At 71.1% G+C, this 16594-nt stretch carries 15 protein-coding genes; 12 read left to right on the top strand and 3 right to left on the bottom strand.

The window, feature by feature from the left end; all coding sequences use genetic code 11:
• Window positions 1-242: helix-turn-helix domain-containing protein (locus B9O00_RS30535; protein WP_143596252.1), on the bottom strand; the 242-nt coding region annotated here is incomplete at its 3' end.
• Between the two features lie 188 nt (window positions 243-430).
• On the bottom strand, window positions 431-2662 hold the full coding sequence (locus tag B9O00_RS30530; RefSeq protein WP_085126974.1) for a penicillin acylase family protein: 2232 nt from the start codon (window positions 2660-2662) through the stop codon (window positions 431-433).
• A 147-nt stretch (window positions 2663-2809) separates the two neighbouring features.
• Between B9O00_RS30530 and B9O00_RS30525 the strand changes: the two genes are divergently transcribed.
• From B9O00_RS30525 to B9O00_RS30470, 12 genes are all read left to right on the top strand, one after another.
• Entirely contained in the window at window positions 2810-4441 is a 1632-nt protein-coding gene (locus B9O00_RS30525; RefSeq protein ID WP_085126972.1) for a GMC family oxidoreductase, read from the top strand.
• A gap of 139 nt (window positions 4442-4580) precedes the next feature.
• Window positions 4581-6278 carry a methyl-accepting chemotaxis protein gene (locus B9O00_RS30520; protein WP_085126970.1) on the top strand — a complete coding sequence of 566 codons (1698 nt, stop codon included), beginning with the start codon at window positions 4581-4583 and terminating at the stop codon, window positions 6276-6278.
• A 109-nt stretch (window positions 6279-6387) separates the two neighbouring features.
• Entirely contained in the window at window positions 6388-7560 is a 1173-nt protein-coding gene (locus B9O00_RS30515; protein WP_085126968.1) for an MFS transporter, read from the top strand.
• A gap of 107 nt (window positions 7561-7667) precedes the next feature.
• Complete coding sequence (upp, locus tag B9O00_RS30510; RefSeq protein WP_085126966.1) at window positions 7668-8327, top strand: uracil phosphoribosyltransferase; 660 nt, start codon at window positions 7668-7670, stop codon at window positions 8325-8327.
• Between the two features lie 114 nt (window positions 8328-8441).
• Window positions 8442-8936, top strand: a complete 495-nt coding sequence (locus B9O00_RS30505; RefSeq protein WP_085126964.1) for an SUF system Fe-S cluster assembly regulator — start codon at window positions 8442-8444, stop codon at window positions 8934-8936.
• 48 nt (window positions 8937-8984) lie between these two features.
• Window positions 8985-10436 (top strand): Fe-S cluster assembly protein SufB, encoded by a 1452-nt coding sequence (gene sufB, locus B9O00_RS30500; protein ID WP_085126962.1) that lies wholly within the window; start codon window positions 8985-8987, stop codon window positions 10434-10436.
• A 150-nt stretch (window positions 10437-10586) separates the two neighbouring features.
• On the top strand, window positions 10587-11342 hold the full coding sequence (gene sufC, locus B9O00_RS30495; RefSeq protein WP_085126960.1) for a Fe-S cluster assembly ATPase SufC: 756 nt from the start codon (window positions 10587-10589) through the stop codon (window positions 11340-11342).
• Window positions 11343-11344: 2 nt separating this feature from the next.
• Window positions 11345-12730: a Fe-S cluster assembly protein SufD gene (gene sufD / locus B9O00_RS30490; protein WP_085126958.1), complete on the top strand. Its 1386-nt coding sequence runs from the start codon at window positions 11345-11347 to the stop codon at window positions 12728-12730.
• Complete coding sequence (locus B9O00_RS30485) at window positions 12727-13971, top strand: cysteine desulfurase (RefSeq protein ID WP_085126956.1); 1245 nt, start codon at window positions 12727-12729, stop codon at window positions 13969-13971. The genes sufD and B9O00_RS30485 overlap by 4 nt, the downstream gene beginning before the upstream one ends.
• 8 nt (window positions 13972-13979) lie before the next feature.
• Entirely contained in the window at window positions 13980-14393 is a 414-nt protein-coding gene (locus B9O00_RS30480; protein ID WP_085126954.1) for a SufE family protein, read from the top strand.
• A gap of 29 nt (window positions 14394-14422) precedes the next feature.
• Window positions 14423-14938, top strand: a complete 516-nt coding sequence (locus B9O00_RS30475; RefSeq protein WP_218822980.1) for a DUF59 domain-containing protein — start codon at window positions 14423-14425, stop codon at window positions 14936-14938.
• A gap of 195 nt (window positions 14939-15133) precedes the next feature.
• Window positions 15134-15505 carry a HesB/IscA family protein gene (locus B9O00_RS30470; RefSeq protein ID WP_085126952.1) on the top strand — a complete coding sequence of 124 codons (372 nt, stop codon included), beginning with the start codon at window positions 15134-15136 and terminating at the stop codon, window positions 15503-15505.
• 185 nt (window positions 15506-15690) lie between these two features.
• On the opposite strand, the gene B9O00_RS30465 is transcribed toward B9O00_RS30470, so the two are convergent.
• Window positions 15691-16521, bottom strand: a complete 831-nt coding sequence (locus tag B9O00_RS30465) for an alkaline phosphatase family protein (protein WP_085126950.1) — start codon at window positions 16519-16521, stop codon at window positions 15691-15693.
• Between the last annotated feature and the right edge of the window lie 73 nt (window positions 16522-16594).

Below are 16594 nucleotides of genomic sequence, written 5' to 3'. Positions count from 1 at the left end.
CGCTGCTCGACCACCGCCGCCTGGATCGCCACCGGCGTCTCGTTCGGCGAATGCAGCGGCCGGCGCGAGCGGTCCTCCAGGCCCGCCAGGCCCGCCGCGCGATAGCGCGCCAGCCAGCGATAGCCGACCGTCGGGCTGATCCCGAAGCGCCGGCACAGAGCGCGCTTGTTCGCCCCCTCCCGGCTCGCCAAAAGCACGAACTCCCGACGCTGCGACACGATCGACACCTCCTGCCAGGGCATCGAAAGCCTCCCTCATGAGACCCTCAATGCCGATCAGAATGCGTCCACCATGTCCCCGAACACCCGTCCACCATCTCTCCGGTCTATACAGCCTGTCGAAGGGCGAAGCCATTCCGGCACCGTCCGAGCCGGTTTCGCTCCGCCCTTCGACAAGCTCAGGACGAAGCGAATTGGGGCCGGCGAGCGCCCTACCCCGCCAGCACCATGACCTCGCCCCAGTCGTCGCCGGGGCTCAGCGGGACCTGCACGTACTCGCCGGCGCGCCAGAGCTCCACCTGGTCGAGGAAGTGCTCGGAGCCGAACCAGCCGTCCTGGCCGCCGAGCAGGACGAACCAGTTGGCGTCGGGGTCCGAGAGGTCGGAGATGTGGCGGGCCTGGCTGCCGTAGCCGGTCGGGTGGCGCTCGGCGGTCAGCCGGTGGGCGGTCTTCATGACGGTCGAGCTGGAGCCGGCGACGGGATAGTCGAGGAAGCGGTAGCGGCGGCCGAGCAGCGGCAGGCCGCCGAGCGGGTGCTGCAGCACCATGCGGTGCTGGCCGCCCCAGTCGCCGAAGCGCGCGACGCCGGCGGCGGCCTTGCCGAGCGCCTCGGCGAGCGCCGGGCGCAGGCGGGCGTCGGGCAGCAGCGACAGCTCCTCGCCGATCAGCTGGAACGCACGGCCGCCCGACTCGAAGGCCGCTAGGTCGCGGCGTTCGAACAGCGCGGCGGTCAGCGGGACCAGGGTCTGCTCGAAGGCCAGTGCGCCGCGGCTGTCGGCCCGGTAGTGGCCGTCCCAGTCGCGCAGGCTCGCCAGCACCCCGGCCGCCGGCCCGTCGAGCGGCAGGCCCTCGGCCCGGGCGACGACCAGGTCACGCAGCGCGACGGCCGAGGCCATGTAGACGTCCTGCTGCAGGGCGACGAGGTCCTCGACCCCGACCTTGTCGCCGGCGGCGAGCAGCGCGTAGAGCCGCTCGACCCGGTCGTTCGTCGAGAAGAACCAGCCGACCGGCACCTCGGCCTCGGCGCCGCGGTTGTTGGCCGAGGCGAGCAGCCCGGTCTCCGGCCGGAAGGCCTGGGGCAGCTCGTTGGCGCCGAGGATGCGCTGCCAGTGCGCCGCCGCCTCGGGCGGCTGGAGCAGCTCCGCCGGCGGATCCTTCGGCCGCGCCGGCAGGCGGGTCGCCATGACCTGGCCGATGTCGCCGGCGGCGTCCGCGTAGACGAAGTTCTGCGGCGAGACGGCGTAGCCCTCCAGCCCGGCGCGGAACTCCTCCCAGTTCCGGGCCCGGTTCACGGCAAGCAGGGCGCTGAGCTCGTCGCTCGGCCGATGGCCGATCCAGGTGAGCGCCGCCTGCAGGCCGTCGGCCTTCAGCAGCGGCGCGTCGGTGATCACCGGGCCGTGGACGGTATGGCGGATCGCGACCTCGGCGTCGCGCCAGCCGCGCACCTTGATGGTCTGGCGCTCGGTCTCGAAGGCCTCGGGCGGCAGGCCGGAAACGTCGATCAGGTCGCTGTTGGCGGAGCGCAGGTTGGTGCCGCCCCAGGCGATCCAGGGATTGCGGCCGATCGCGACGAAGGGCAGGCCCGCCGCCATGAAGCCGACCGCGTGGGTGCTCGGCGTGCGATAGCCGGCGATGATCCAGGCGTTGGGTTGGCTGACACCGAGGTGCGGGTCGCCGGCGAGCAGCGCGCCGCCGCTGCGGCTGCGCGTGCCGGCGACGGCGACGGCGTTGGAGCCGCTGCGGCTCGCGCCGGCCAGGATCGCCTCCAGCAAGGCGGCCTGGGCGCCCTCCTCGAGGTGATAGCTGGCCGTCGAGTTGCTGCCGGCCGCGACGAGGCGCGCCCAGAGCCCCGGCCAGTCCGGCCGCGCGCGCTGCTTGAGCAGGCCGAACCAGACCAGCCAGTTGACGTCGGTCGAGACCAGGCGGCCGAGGGTGACGACCTCCTCGGCCCGCCAGGGCTCCCGCTCCAGGCCGAAGAGCGCGAACTCGTGGGGCAGCCGCTCGCAGGTCGCGAGGTAGTGGTTGACGCCTTCGAGGTAGGCCTCGAGCCAGTCGCGCGTCGCCGCCGGCAGCGCCGCGACGATCGCCGGCGCGGCGCGGCCGAGGCCGAGGATGCGCAGGGAGCGGTCGATGTCGGTGGCGAAGGGGCCGACCATCTCGGCGATGCGGCCTTGCGAGACCCGGCGCAGGGTCTCCATCTGGCCGAGCCTGAGGTGGGCGTGGACCAGGCCCAGCACGAAGGCGCCGTCGCGGTCGCTGCCGGCCTCGACGAAGGGCACCATCCGCTCGTTCCAGCGGACCGTGACCCGACCCTCCAGCGGCAGGCCGCGGGTCGGGAAGGCCGCGAGCCGGGCGCGGCGGTCGCTCGGCGCCGGAAGCCCGGTGACGGCGGCCCGACCGCCCAGGACCAGCGCCGAGACCAGCGCCGCCAGCTTTCCTGCCATGACCGGAGACCCTTCCACCGCTTCCCACCCCTGAAGTAGGCACCGGCAGCCGGCCGGACCAGGGGGCGGCGGCGATCCGCCCCTTCCCCGGCTCGCCGTCCTTGGGCAAGCTGGCGCCAAGCAGAAGAAGCGGGAGGGGAAGAGCCCATGGCGGAGCGGCACGACGAGGCGCGCCAGGATCTCGGGGAATACGACTACGTCGTGGTCGGCGCCGGCAGCGCCGGCTGCGTGCTGGCCAACCGCCTGTCCGCCGATCCGAAGACCTCGGTGCTGCTGCTCGAGGCCGGCGGCAGGGACGACTGGATCTGGTTCAAGATCCCGATCGGCTACCTCTACTGCATGGGCAACCCGCGCGCCGACTGGGGCTTCAAGACCGCGGCGGACCCGGGGCTCAACGGCCGCTCGCTCAACTATCCGCGCGGCCGCGTGCTGGGCGGCTGCTCCTCGATCAACGGCATGATCTACATGCGCGGCCAGGCCCGCGACTACGACCTCTGGCGCCAGATGGGCAACGGCGGCTGGAGCTGGGACGACGTGCTGCCCTACTTCCGGCGCTCCGAGGACCACTACAAGGGGGCCAGCGAGCTGCACGGCGCCGGCGGCGAGTGGCGGGTCGAGAAGCAGCGCCTCTCCTGGGAGATCCTGGAGGCCTTCCGCCAGGCGGCGGTCGCCGTCGGCATCCCGCCGACCGACGACTTCAACCAGGGCAGCAACGAGGGCGTCGGCCTGTTCGAGGTCAACCAGCGGCGCGGCCGGCGCTGGAGCACGGCGACCGGCTTCCTGAGGCCGGCGCTGGAGCGGCCGAACCTGACGGTGATGACCCACGCCCAGGCCGAGCGCCTGGTCTTCGAGGGCCGGCGCTGCCGCGGCGTCGCCTTCCGCCGCAGGGGCGAGCCGGTCTCGGCGCGGGCGCGCCGCGAGGTGATCCTGGCGAGCGGCTCGATCGGCTCGCCGCAGCTGCTGCAGCTCTCCGGCGTCGGGCCGGGCGCTCTGCTGCAGCAGCACGGCATCGCCGTGCGGCACGCCCTGCCCGGCGTCGGCGGCAACCTGCAGGACCACCTTCAGATTCGCGCGGTCTATCAGGTCCAGGGGGTCAAGACCCTGAATCAGCAGGCCAATTCCCTGTTCGGCAAGGCCGCCATGGCGCTCGAGTACGCGCTCCGCCGCTCGGGCCCGCTGACCATGGCGCCGAGCCAGCTCGGCGCCTTCACGCGCTCCGACGCCAGCCAGGAGACGCCGAACCTGGAGTACCACGTGCAGCCGCTCAGCCTGGACAAGTTCGGCGAGCCGCTGCACCGCTTCCCGGCCTTCACCGCCAGCGTCTGCAACCTCAGGCCGGAGAGCCGCGGCCACGTGCGGATCACCAGCCCCGACTGGGACCGGCCGCCGGAGATCCTGCCGAACTATCTCTCGGCCCCGGCCGACCGCCTGGTCGCCGCCCAATCGCTGCGCCTGACCCGGAAGATCTGCGCCGCCGAGCCGCTCGCGAAGTACCGGCCGGTCGAGATCAAGCCGGGCCCCGAGCTGGAGGGCGACGAGGTGCTGGCGCGCGCCGCCGGCGACATCGCGACGACGATCTTCCACCCGGTCGGCACCTGCCGGATGGGCAGCGACGACCAGGCGGTGGTCGACGCGCGGCTGCGCGTCCACGGCCTGGAGTCCTTACGCGTCGTCGACGCCTCGGTCATGCCGACCATCACCTCGGGCAACACCAACTCGCCGACCATCATGATCGCCGAGAAGGCCAGCGACATGATCCGCGAGGACGCCCGGGGCTGATCGGAAGCGCCGCCGGCGCCCCGCGGGCGCCGGCGGCTCCCGATTTCATATGCAAAATAACGAATATTTAAATGGATCCGCGTAAGTTCGACGCACTGCCCCACCGTGCGTTGTATCCCGAATTTCCGCAGGACCGACCATGCGCTTCTCCAGGCTCACCTCGTTCGGCATCACCCATCGCGTCATCGCCCTGATCGCGCTGACGGCCGCGAGCATGATCGTCCTGGCGGGAATCAGGCTGGTCGACCTGAAGCACGCGCTCGTCGAGCAGAAGCGCACGGAGCTGCGCCAGCTGGTCGAGAGCGCGACCTCGGTGGCCGAGGCCTACCACGCCCGTGCCGAAGCCGGCGAGATGACGAAGGAAGCGGCGCAGCAGGCCGCCCTGAAGGCCATCGGCGCGATGCGCTACAACGGCGCGGACTATTTCTGGGTGAACGACATGACCCCGGTCATGGTCATGCACCCTGTGAAGCCCGACCTCGTCGGCAAGGACGTGTCGGGGCTCCGGGACCCCGCCGGCACGGCCCTGTTCATGGAGTTCGTGAAGGTCGTCAAGGCGCAGGGGGCCGGCTTCGTTGGCTACCTCTGGCCGAAGCCCGGCAAGGAGCAGCCGGTGCCCAAGGAATCCTTCGTCGAGGGCTTCGCGCCCTGGGGCTGGATCATCGGCACAGGGGTCTACATCGACGACATCGAGGCCGCCTTCCGGAGCAAGGCGACCGTCGAAGCCGGACAGATCGCGCTCATCCTGCTCGTCATCGGCGGCATCTCGCTGCTGGTCGCCCGCAGCATCACCAGGCCGATCACGCGGATGAGCCAGCGCATGCGCAGCCTCGCCGCGGGCGACCTCGACGGCGAGGTGCCCGGCATGGCGCGCCGCGACGAGATCGGCGGCATGGCGCAGGCCGTGCAGGTGTTCCGCGCCAACGCCGTCGAGCGACAGCGCCTGGAAGCGGAGAGCAGGCTCGCCGCGCAGCGCGCCGAGGAGGAGAAGCGGCGCACGATGCAGGAGATCGCGAGCGGCTTCGAGGCCACGGTGCAGTCGGTCGTCGAGACCCTGTCGCAGACCGCCGGCAGGATGCAGACGACGGCAAGATCGATGAGCACGGCGGTCGAGGAGACCGAGCAGCAGGCCGGCGCCGTTGCCGCGGCCTCCCAGGAGGCCTCCGCCAGCGTGCAGACGGTGGCGAGTGCCGCCGAGGAGCTCTCGTCCTCGATCGACGAGATCGGCCGTCAGGTGGACCGCTCGTCCCACACGGCGACGCGTGCCGTCGAGGACGCCCGGCTCACCAACGAGAAGGTCAGCGGCCTGGTCGATGCCGCGCGCAAGATCGGCGAGGTCGTCGAGCTGATCCAGGAGATCGCCGAGCAGACCAACCTGCTGGCGCTCAACGCGACGATCGAGGCGGCGCGCGCCGGCGACGCCGGCAAGGGCTTCGCCGTGGTCGCCAGCGAGGTCAAGGCGCTGGCCAACCAGACCGCCAAGGCGACCGAGGAGATCTCCCAGCAGATCAGCCACATCCAGGGCGCAACCACCGACGCCGCGACCGCGATCAAGGGGATCGGCCAGACCGTCGAGACGATCGACGAGATCGCCGCCAGCATCTCGGCCGCCGTGCAGGAGCAGGGCGCGGCGACCCAGGAGATCGCGCGCAACGTGCAGCAGGCCTCGGAGAGCACCAGGCAGGTGGCGAGCAGCATCAGCGCCGTCTCGAGGACCGCGACCGAGACCGGCGGCTCCGCCGGCCTGGTCCTGGAGGCGGCCGACCAACTGGCACAGCAGTCCGAGAACCTGCGCCAGGAGGTCGAGCAGTTCATCGCGCAGATCCGGGCGGGCTGAAGCGCCGGCCGCCGCGCCCGCGCGAGCAAGGCTCCGGCCCCTGGGGCCGCGTGGTCGCCCTGCGCGCGCGGCATGGGCCGACGGCGGCGGCGGCTGATAAGAAGGGGCCATGCTCCGACTGCCGCCCTCGGCCCGCGCCGCCCTGCCCTACGCCCTGGCCTACGCCGGGCTGTTCGGCGCGATCGGGCTCTACCTGCCCTACTTCCCGGTCTTCCTGAAGGGCCGCGGCTTCTCGGCCGAGGAGATCGCGCTGGTCGTCGCCCTGCCCGCCTGGCTGCGCCTGGCAACGACGCCGGCGCTCGCCGGCCTGGCCGACAGCAGCGGCCGGCCGCGCCGGGTCATGGTGATCCTGGCGCTCGGCGCGCTCGCCTGCTTCCTCGGCCTGTCCCTGGTGCACTCGCTGCTCCTGGTCGCCCTGCTCCAGGGGCTGGGCGCGCTGCTGCACCAGCCGCAGATGCCGATCAACGAGAGCCTCACCATCCAGGCCAGCAAGCGCCCGGCCGGCGAGGGCGGCTTCGACTACGGCCGGGCCCGGCTCTGGGGCTCCGTCGCCTTCGTCCTGGCCAACCTCGGCGGCGGCTGGCTGCTGACCGGGCGGCCGGCCGAGCTGGTGCTCTGGGCCTTCATCGCGGTGCTGGCCGCGACCGCGCTGGTCCTGCTCGCCCTGCCCGCCGGCCCGGGCCCCGCGGCCCGCCCCGCAAGGCGCTGGCGGCTGCCCTGGGCCCTGCTCGCCGAGCGCCGCTTCCTGCTGTTCTGCGCGACCGGCGCGCTGCTGCAGGGCACCCACGGCTTCTACTACGCCTTCGGCAGCCTGAACTGGCTGTCCGCGGGCCTGAGCGAGAGCTGGGTCGGCTGGCTCTGGGCGACCGGCGTGATCGCCGAGGTGCTGCTGTTCTGGCAGGGCGGCCGGCTGGTGCGCCGCTTCGGCGCCTACCGGATGATGGCGCTCGGCATCGCCGCCGGGCTGGTCCGCTGGCCGCTGATGGCCGTCGTCGCCGATCCCTGGCTGCTGCTGCCCGTCAACGCGCTGCACGCCCTGACCTTCGCCGCCAGCCACCTGGGCGCGATGCGCCACATCGCCGAGACGGTGGCGCCCGAGCGCGCCGCCACCTCGCAGGCGCTCTACGCGACGATCACCGGCAGCCTCGGCATCGGCTCGGTGATGTTCGCCTCCGGCTGGCTCTACCAGGGCTTCGGCGGGCACGGCTATCTCGCCATGGCATTGCTCTCCGCCGTGGCGGCACTGCCGCTGGCGCTGCTGGCCCGGAGCCGGAGCGCCTGATCGGGCGCGCGTCCCGCCGGCACCGGATTTTCCGGCCCGCCGGCCGCGATTCCGTCATGGCTCTGTGATCGACTGCGGGTATTGTGGCGGCTCTTCCAGGGGGAGCCATGACCAGCCGTTTTCCGACACTGACCCTGCTCGACCACCCGCTGATCCAGCACAAGCTGAGCCTGATGCGCGACCGCACCACGCGGCCGGTGCTGTTCCGCCAGCTGCTGCGCGAGATCGGCATCCTGATGGGCTACGAGCTGACCCGCGACCTGACCCTGAAGACCCGGCCGATCGAGACGCCGATGACGACCATGGACGCGCCCTTCCTGGCCGGGCCGGTAACCCTGGTCTCGATCCTGCGCGCCGGCCTGGGCATGACCGAGGGCCTGCGCGAGCTGATGCCCGACGCCAAGGAGGGCCACATCGGCCTGTTCCGCGATCCCGAGACCCATCAGCCGCGCGAGTACTTCGTCAAGCTGCCGGCCGATCCGGGGCGCGTGCTGCTGGTCGACCCGATGCTGGCGACCGGCGGCTCGGCGGTCCATGCCGTCGAGGTCCTGCTGGACCGCGGCATCGCCGCCAGGGACATCCGCTTCCTCTGCCTGATCGCGGCCCCCGAGGGCGTCGAGCGCTTCGCCGCCGCCTGCCCCGACGTGCCGATCCTGGCCGCCGCCCTGGACAGCCACCTCGACGAGAACGCCTACATCATCCCGGGCCTCGGCGACGCCGGCGACCGGCTCTACGGCACCGAGCACGGCAAGACGGCGACGGCCTGACGCGCGGCCGATCGCTGCGCTCCCGCAATTCCTACCAATCCGGTCAAGAAAGCGCTTGATCGCCTTCGCGGGCGCGGTATATCCAATCCTGACACGAACAGTCCGGATTGCCCGATGTTCCGCCTCAACCGCCTGACCGACTACGGCGTGGTCGTGCTGATGCAGATGGCCCAGGCGCCCGAGCGCCTGGTCAGCGCGACACAGCTGGCCGAGGAGAGCGGCGTGCCCCTGCCGACCGTCTCGAAGCTGCTCAACCAGCTGGCCCGCGGCGGCGTCATCGAATCGACCCGCGGAGCCGCGGGCGGCTACCGCTTGGCCGCGCCGGCCGAGGCGATCACCATCGCCTCGGTGATCCAGGCCCTGGAGGGGCCGATCGCGCTGACCGCCTGCGTCGAGGGCGCCCACGACAGCTGCGAGAGCGAGCTGATCTGCCCGATGCGCGGCAACTGGGAAAAGGTCAACGGCGCGATCCGCACGGCGCTGTCCGGGGTCACGCTGGCCGACATGACGGTCGGCTTCCCGCCGCTGCCGCCCCGGCGGCCGGTGGACGACAAGGTCCTGGCGACCGCCGCCGCGGCGGTGCAGCCGGGCCTGGAAACGGCCCGCTAGAGGCCGCAGACGTCAACGAGAGATCGCTTCCGAAGGGAATTCACTGGCATGGCCGCAAGCGTCGAAACGGTCGAGAAGGTCAAGTCGCTCGGCGAGCGCTACAAGTACGGCTGGTCGACCGACCTGGAGATGGACACGGCCCCCAAGGGGCTGAGCGAGGATATCGTCCGCTTCATCTCGGCCAGGAAGCAGGAGCCGGAGTGGCTGCTCGAGTGGCGGCTGAAGGCCTACCGCCACTGGCTGGAGATGCCCGAGCCCCGGTGGGCCAAGGTCGACTTCCCGCCGATCGACTACCAGGAGTCCTACTACTATGCCGCGCCGAAGGCGAAGGAGGGCCCGAAGAGCCTCGACGAGGTCGATCCGAAGCTGCTGGAGACCTACGAGAAGCTCGGCATCCCCTTGAAGGAGCAGGAGATGCTGGCCGGCGTCGCGGTCGACGCCGTGTTCGACAGCGTCTCGGTGGCGACCACCTTCCGCAAGAAGCTGCAGGAGGTCGGCGTCATCTTCTGCTCGATCTCCGAGGCGGTGAAGGACCATCCGGAGCTCGTGAAGAAGTACCTCGGCTCGGTCGTGCCCTACGCCGACAACAAGCACGCCTGCCTGAACTCGGCGGTCTTCACCGACGGCTCCTTCGTCTACATCCCCAAGGGCGTGCGCTGCCCGATGGAGCTGTCGACCTACTTCCGCATCAATGCCCAGAACACCGGCCAGTTCGAGCGCACGCTGATCGTCGCCGACGCGGGCGCCTACGTCTCCTACCTGGAGGGCTGCACGGCGCCGCAGCGCGACGAGAACCAGCTGCACGCCGCGGTGGTCGAGCTGGTCGCGCTCGACGACGCCGAGATCAAGTACTCGACGGTGCAGAACTGGTATCCCGGCGACGAGGAAGGCCGCGGCGGCATCTACAACTTCGTCACCAAGCGCGGCCTCTGCGCCGGCCGCAACTCCAAGATCTCCTGGACCCAGGTCGAGACCGGCTCGGCGATCACCTGGAAGTACCCGAGCTGCATCCTCAAGGGCGACAACTCGGTCGGCGAGTTCTACTCGATCGCCATCACCAACAACTTCCAGCAGGCCGACACCGGCACCAAGATGATCCACCTGGGCAGGAACACGCGCAGCCGGATCATCTCCAAGGGCATCTCGGCCGGCCGCGCCAACCAGACCTACCGCGGCCTGGTGCGCATGGGGCCGCGCGCCGCGAACGCGCGCAACCACACCCAGTGCGACTCGCTGCTGATCGGCGACCGCTGCGGCGCCCACACCGTGCCCTACATCGAGAACAGGAACCGCACCGCCCAGGTCGAGCACGAGGCGACGACCAGCCGGATCTCCGAGGACCAGCTGTTCTACTGCCGCCAGCGCGGCATCGGCCAGGAGGCCGCGGTCGCCCTGGTCGTCAACGGCTTCTGCCGCGAGGTCCTGCAGCAGCTGCCGATGGAGTTCGCCGTCGAGGCCCAGAAGCTGGTCGGCATCTCCCTGGAGGGTTCGGTCGGGTGAGGACGGCCTTTCCTGCGCTCCCTTATCCCGTCATCCCCGCGAAGGCGGGGATCCAGGGGCCAAGGGTCTCGGAGGAATGGCTCTGGATCCCCGCCTACGCGGGGATGACGAATGAAAACGTGAGACAAGAAGCGAACAATGTCCGATAGCATGCTGAAAATCCAGAACCTTCATGCCTCTGTCGAGGGCAAGCCGATCCTCCGGGGCATCGACCTGGAGATCGCGGCCGGCGAGGTCCACGCGATCATGGGGCCGAACGGCTCCGGCAAGTCGACCCTGTCCTACGTGCTGTCGGGCCGCGAGGGCTACGAGATCACCGAGGGCTCGGTGACCTACAAGGGCAAGGACCTGCTGGCCCTGGAGCCCGAGGAGCGCGCCGGCGAGGGCCTGTTCCTGGCCTTCCAGTACCCGGTCGAGATCCCCGGCGTGCCGAACACGACCTTCCTGCGCGAGGCGGTCAACGCGGTGCGCGAGTACCGCGGCGAGGAGCGCTACGACGCCCTCAAGTTCATGAAGGTCCTGCGCGCCAGGCTGAAGGAGCTCGGCATGTCCGACGAGTTCCTGAAGCGCGCCGTCAACGTCGGCTTCTCCGGCGGCGAGAAGAAGCGCAACGAGGTCCTGCAGATGGCCTGCCTGGAGCCGAGCCTGGCGCTGCTCGACGAGACCGACAGCGGCCTCGACATCGACGCGCTCAAGGCCGTGGCCGACGGCGTCAACGCCCTGCGGTCGCCCGACCGCTCGTTCCTGCTGATCACCCACTACCAGCGCCTGCTTGGCTACATCGTGCCCGACAAGGTCCACGTGCTGGCGCGCGGCCGCATCGTCGAGAGCGGCGGCCCGGAGCTGGCCGAGAAGCTGGAGGCCGGCGGCTACGCCGGCTACCTGGACGAGACCGAGGCGGCGTGACGATGGGCGACGCGCCTCCCCTCGCCCGCCTGCTCGACGCCCGCCTGGTCGAGGAGGGCGCCGCCGCCCTGCCCGGCGCCGGCCTGCCCTGGCTGGCCGAGCGCCGCAAGGCGGCCGCCGAGCGCTTCCGCGCGCTCGGCCTGCCGCATCGCCGGCTCGAGGCCTGGAAGTACACAGACCTGCCGCGCGCCCTGAAGGACCGCGACTACCTGCCGGCGCAGCGCCAGGCGCCGGCCAGCCTGGACGCCGTGCCGGCCCTGACCGGGGACGAGCCGCTGGCCCGCCTGGTCTTCGTCGACGGCCTCTACCGCGCCGAGCTCAGCCGCGCGGCGACCGGTTCGGGCAGCCTGCCCGACGGCGTCCGCCTGCTGCCGCTCGCCCAGGCCCTGGAGCGCGAGCCCGGCCTGCTGGAAGGCCGCCTCGACGCCCTCACCGGCGACGCGGACGGCGCGGACCCGCAGCTCGCCCTGCTGGCGCTCAACGCCGCCCTGCTCGACGACGGCCTCGTCCTGCTGGTCGAGCCCGGCGTCGCGGTGCCGGGCCGCATCGAGCTGGTCCAGCTCGGCGGTCTCGGCGAACGGCCGGTGTTCCACGCGCCGCGTCACCTGGTCGTGCTCGGCGAGGGCGCCAGCGCGACGCTGGTCGAGCGCATCCTGGGCGTCGGCCCGACCGGCGGCCTCGCCAACGCCGTCACCGAGCTCCGGCTCGGCAAGGGCGCCGCCCTCACCCACCTGCGCCTGCAGGAGGCCAACGAGGCGGCGATCGAGCTGGCGACGACCTTCGGCGCGCTCGAGGCCGGGGCGCGCTACGAGGCCTTCGCCCTGACCCTCGGCGCCGCCCTGTCGCGCCACGAGATCGACCTGACGCTCGACGGCGAAGACGCCGAGGTCGCGCTCAACGGCGCCTACCTGCTGCGCGGCAGGCAGCACGGCGACACCACGACCCGCATCGTCCACCGGGTACCCGACACCAGGGCCAGCGAGACCTACAAGGGCGCGCTCGACGACGAGGCGCGCGCCGTCTTCCAGGGCTTGATCCTGGTCGAGCGCGGCGCCCAGAAGACCGACGGGCGGATGCTCAACAAGACCCTGCTGCTCTCGGACAAGGCCGAGGTCGACAGCAAGCCGGAGCTGGAGATCTACGCCGACGACGTGCAGTGCGCCCACGGCGCCACGGCCGGCGAGATCGACGCCGACGCCCTGTTCTACCTGCGCAGCCGCGGCCTCGACCAGCGCCGGGCGCGCGCCCTGCTGATCGAGGCCTTCCTGGCCGAGGCGATCGAGAGCCTGAGCGACGAGGGCCTGCGCGAGCCGCTGCTGGCCCGCGTGCGCGCCTGGCTGCAGAAGGCCGGCGAGCAGGACCGCAACGAGACGGAGGGCGGCCGATGAGCACCGCTGAAGCGCTGGACCAGCCCTACGACGTCGAGGCCGTGCGGGCCGACTTCCCGATCCTGCACCGCCCGGTCTACGGCAAGCCGCTGGTCTTCCTGGACAGCGCCGCCTCGGCACAGAAGCCGCGCCAGGTCATCGAGGCGGTCAGCCGTCTGTACGAGACCGAGTACGCCAACGTGCACCGCGGCCTCTACTACCTGAGTGACCGCGCGACCACGGCCTTCGAGGCCGCGCGCGAGAAGGTGCGCGGCTTCCTGGGCGCCGCCAGCGAGCGCGAGATCGTCTTCACCCGCAACGGCACCGAGGCGATCAACCTGGTCGCCGGCTCCTGGGGCCGCCAGACCCTGAAGGCCGGCGACGAGATCCTGGTCACCGAGCTGGAGCACCACGCCAACATCGTGCCCTGGCAGCTGCTCTGCCAGGCGACCGGGGCGCTGCTGAAGGTCGCGCGCATCGAGGACGACGGCCGGCTCGACATGGCGTCCTTCGAGCGGCAGCTCTCCGAGCGCACGAAGCTGGTCGCCGTCGCGCACATGTCGAACGTGCTCGGCACGATCCTGCCGGTCGCCGAGATCGTCGCCAAGGCCAAGGCGGTCGGCGCCACGACCCTGATCGACGGCTGCCAGGGCGCGGTCCACGGCAAGGTCGACGTCCGGGCCCTGGGCTGCGACTTCTACGTCATCACCGGCCACAAGCTCTACGGCCCGACCGGGATCGGCGCGCTCTACGGCCGCGAGGCGCTGCTCGAGGCCATGCCGCCCTACCAGGGCGGCGGCGAGATGATCGACGTCGTGACCTTCGAGGGCTCGACCTGGGCCGAGCTGCCGCACAAGTTCGAGGCCGGCACGCCGGCGATCGCCCAGGCGGTCGGCCTGGGCGCCGCCATCGACTACCTGCAGCGCCTCGGCGTCGAGCGGGTCGCGGCCCACGAGCATGCGCTGCTCAATCACGCGACCCAGCGGCTGGCGGCGATCGACGGCCTGAGGATCGTCGGCACCGCCCCGGGCAAGGGCGGCGTGATCTCGCTGCACGCCGACTTCGCCCACGCCAACGACATCGGCCTGATCCTCGACCGCGAGGGCGTGGCGGTGCGCACCGGCAACCACTGCGCCCAGCCGCTGATGGCGCGCCTCGGGCTGACGGCGACGGCACGCGCCTCGCTCGCCTGCTACAACCGCCACGAAGACGTCGAGGCGCTGGCGACGGCGCTGGAGAAGGTCAAGGCGAAGCTGGGATAGGGATCGGGATGTCTCTGGAAAGATACCAGGAGTTCGTGGAGGCGCTCGAGGAGCTCGATGACGAGATGCGCTTCGAGTACATCCTCGACCTTGCCCGCGAGCACAAGGACGCCCCCTTCCCGGAGGAGGCCATGACCCGGGAGAACCTGATGCACGGCTGCCAGTCGCGGGTCTGGATCATCCACGAGGAGAAGGCTGGCCGGCACTACTTCCGCGGCCACAGCGACGGCGCCATCGTCAACGGCCTCGTCCACATGATGACCGACTCCTTCAGCGGCCTGACCAGCGAGGAGATCCAGGCCCTGACGCTCGACCACGTGCGCAAGCTCAACCTCGGCGCGCTCACCACCCAGCGCCAGGTCGGCATGATGGCCATGCTGAAGCACATCCAGAAACTCAGTCGCCAGGCGGAGGCCGCGTGATGTTTGGGCTGTTTTCGAAGGACCGGAAGATGAGCCGCGAGACCCCCACCGAGGAGACGCCGAAGCGCCCGGTGGTCACCCCGGACGACATCCAGGGCGAGGACGTCGCAGGCCGGCACGAGGCCGACGAGCTGCCGGCCCAGCCGCACTACAACCCCTACATCTGGCCGGGCGCGATGGAGTCCGAGGCCGAGGAGGGCAGCCAGGCCCACGCCGGCGAGCCCAAGGACCCCGAGGTGCCGCCGGCCGAGCGCACGGCCGTCGAGGACGCCCTGCGCGAGGTCTACGACCCGGAGATCCCGGTCAACATCTACGACCTCGGCCTGATCTACAGCCTGGAGATCGCCGAGGACGGCACGGTCGACGTCACCATGACCCTGACCGCCCCGGCCTGCCCGGTCGCCGGCACCCTGCCCGGCGAGGTCGCCCGCACCATCGCCGCGGTGCCCGGCACCGGCGAGGTCACGGTGACGCTGACCTGGGACCCGCCGTGGGACAAGGACAAGATGACCGAGGACGCGAAGCTGGCCCTGGGGATCTACTGAGGGGCCCGTGCGGGAACCGCTCCATGGTTCGACAGGCTCACCATGAAGCGGTTTTGGAGAAGGCACCCCCAACCGCTTCATCCTGAGCCTGTCGAAGGGTGAAGCGGTCGCGGCACGGGCCTTTGAGAACGCCTCGCAAGGCCCTATATTGAGAGAACCGATCGCGAACGACGCGAGACACGAGAGGAACCGACCATGGCCCCGATCCTGACGCTGACCGACGCCGCCGCCGAGCGCGTCAAGAAGCTGATGGCCGCCGCGCCGAAAGACGAGCAGATCCTCGGCCTGCGCGTCGGCGTCAAGGCGCGCGGCTGCTCCGGCCTCAGCTACTTCGTCGAGTACGCCAAGGAGCGCAAGCGCCTCGAGGACGTCATCGAGGACAAGGGCGTCAAGCTGTTCATCGACCCGACGGCGGTCATGTTCCTGCTCGGCAGCCAGATGGACTACCAGGAGGACAAGCTGCAGAGCGGCTTCGTCTTCTCCAATCCCAACGAGACCGGCCGCTGCGGCTGCGGCGAGTCCTTCACCGTCGGCAGCCAGCCTGAGCAGCCCCAGCACGCGGGTTAGCGACGGCGGGTTCCCGGGTTTCCCATCTCGCGCCCCCACCCTTCTCCGTCGTCCCCGCGAAAGCGGGGATCCAGAGAATGAAGAGGCCTGCACGGACCTCCTCTGTCCGCATAGTAGTCACCTTTCTCTGGATCCCCGCTTTCGCGGGGATGACGAATTGGGGGGCGGGCACCACGGCGTGAGCGCTATCCCAGCGCCGGCTCGGTCATCTCCGGCGGCGCCTGCAGCCCCATCAGCTTGAGGATCGTCGGCGCGACGGCGAGCTGGCTGACCGTCTCCCCGGCGACGCCGCCCTCGGGATGGCCGACGTCGTAGAAGGCGACCAGGCGCTCGGCCTCCGAGTTGCCGCCGTGGCGGCCGTCGGCGGTCATGCCGTGGTCGGCGGTGACCAGCACGCGGTAGCCGGCGCCGGTCCAGAGGTGCAGGAACTCGGCGAGCGCGTTGTCGACCATCCAGACCTGCTTGCGGTACTCGCGGCTGTCGGCACCGTAGCCGTGGCCGACCGCGTCGATCGAGAAGGAGTGCAGCAGCAGGTAGTCGGGCGCATGGCGCCGGATCGCCAGGGTCGCGCGGACGCAGAGGTCGTGCTCGCTGGGCAGGTGCAGGTTGAACTTCTGATAGCCCCGCTCCGAATAGAAGCGGCCGTGCTGGATCGGCAGATCCGGGTCGTCGACCTCGGCGTCGCGCAGCGCCTCCCAGGGCGAGCGGTTGTAGAGCTCCGAGAAGAAGTAGTGGGCGACGGCCGCGGTCCTCTTCCCGGCCGCGCGCGCCACGCCGAAGACGTGCGGGCCCTTCGACAGCGGCACGTGGTCGTTGGAGCGGATGCCGTGGAGCGCCGGCGGCGTGCCCGTGTGCAGCGTCTCGTAGATCGGCGCCGAGAGGCTCGGCAGGCAGGAGCGCATGCGCCAGCGCCGCGCCTGGCCGGCCTCGACCAGGCCTTCGAGCCAGCCGCAGTTCTCGACGGCGGCCTCGAAGCCGAGCGCGTCGAGGATGACCAGGATCACCTTGCCGGACATTCTTGCTCCTTCGGACAGGTCCGTGCCGCCACCTCACCCGCCTCGCTCGCGCTCGGCACCCTCTCCCCTGAAG

The organism is Tistlia consotensis USBA 355, from assembly GCF_900177295.1.
Lineage (GTDB): Bacteria > Pseudomonadota > Alphaproteobacteria > Kiloniellales > DSM-21159 > Tistlia > Tistlia consotensis.
Note: the sequence above shows the minus strand (reverse complement) of the source record. Positions and strands in the feature narration are given on the sequence as shown.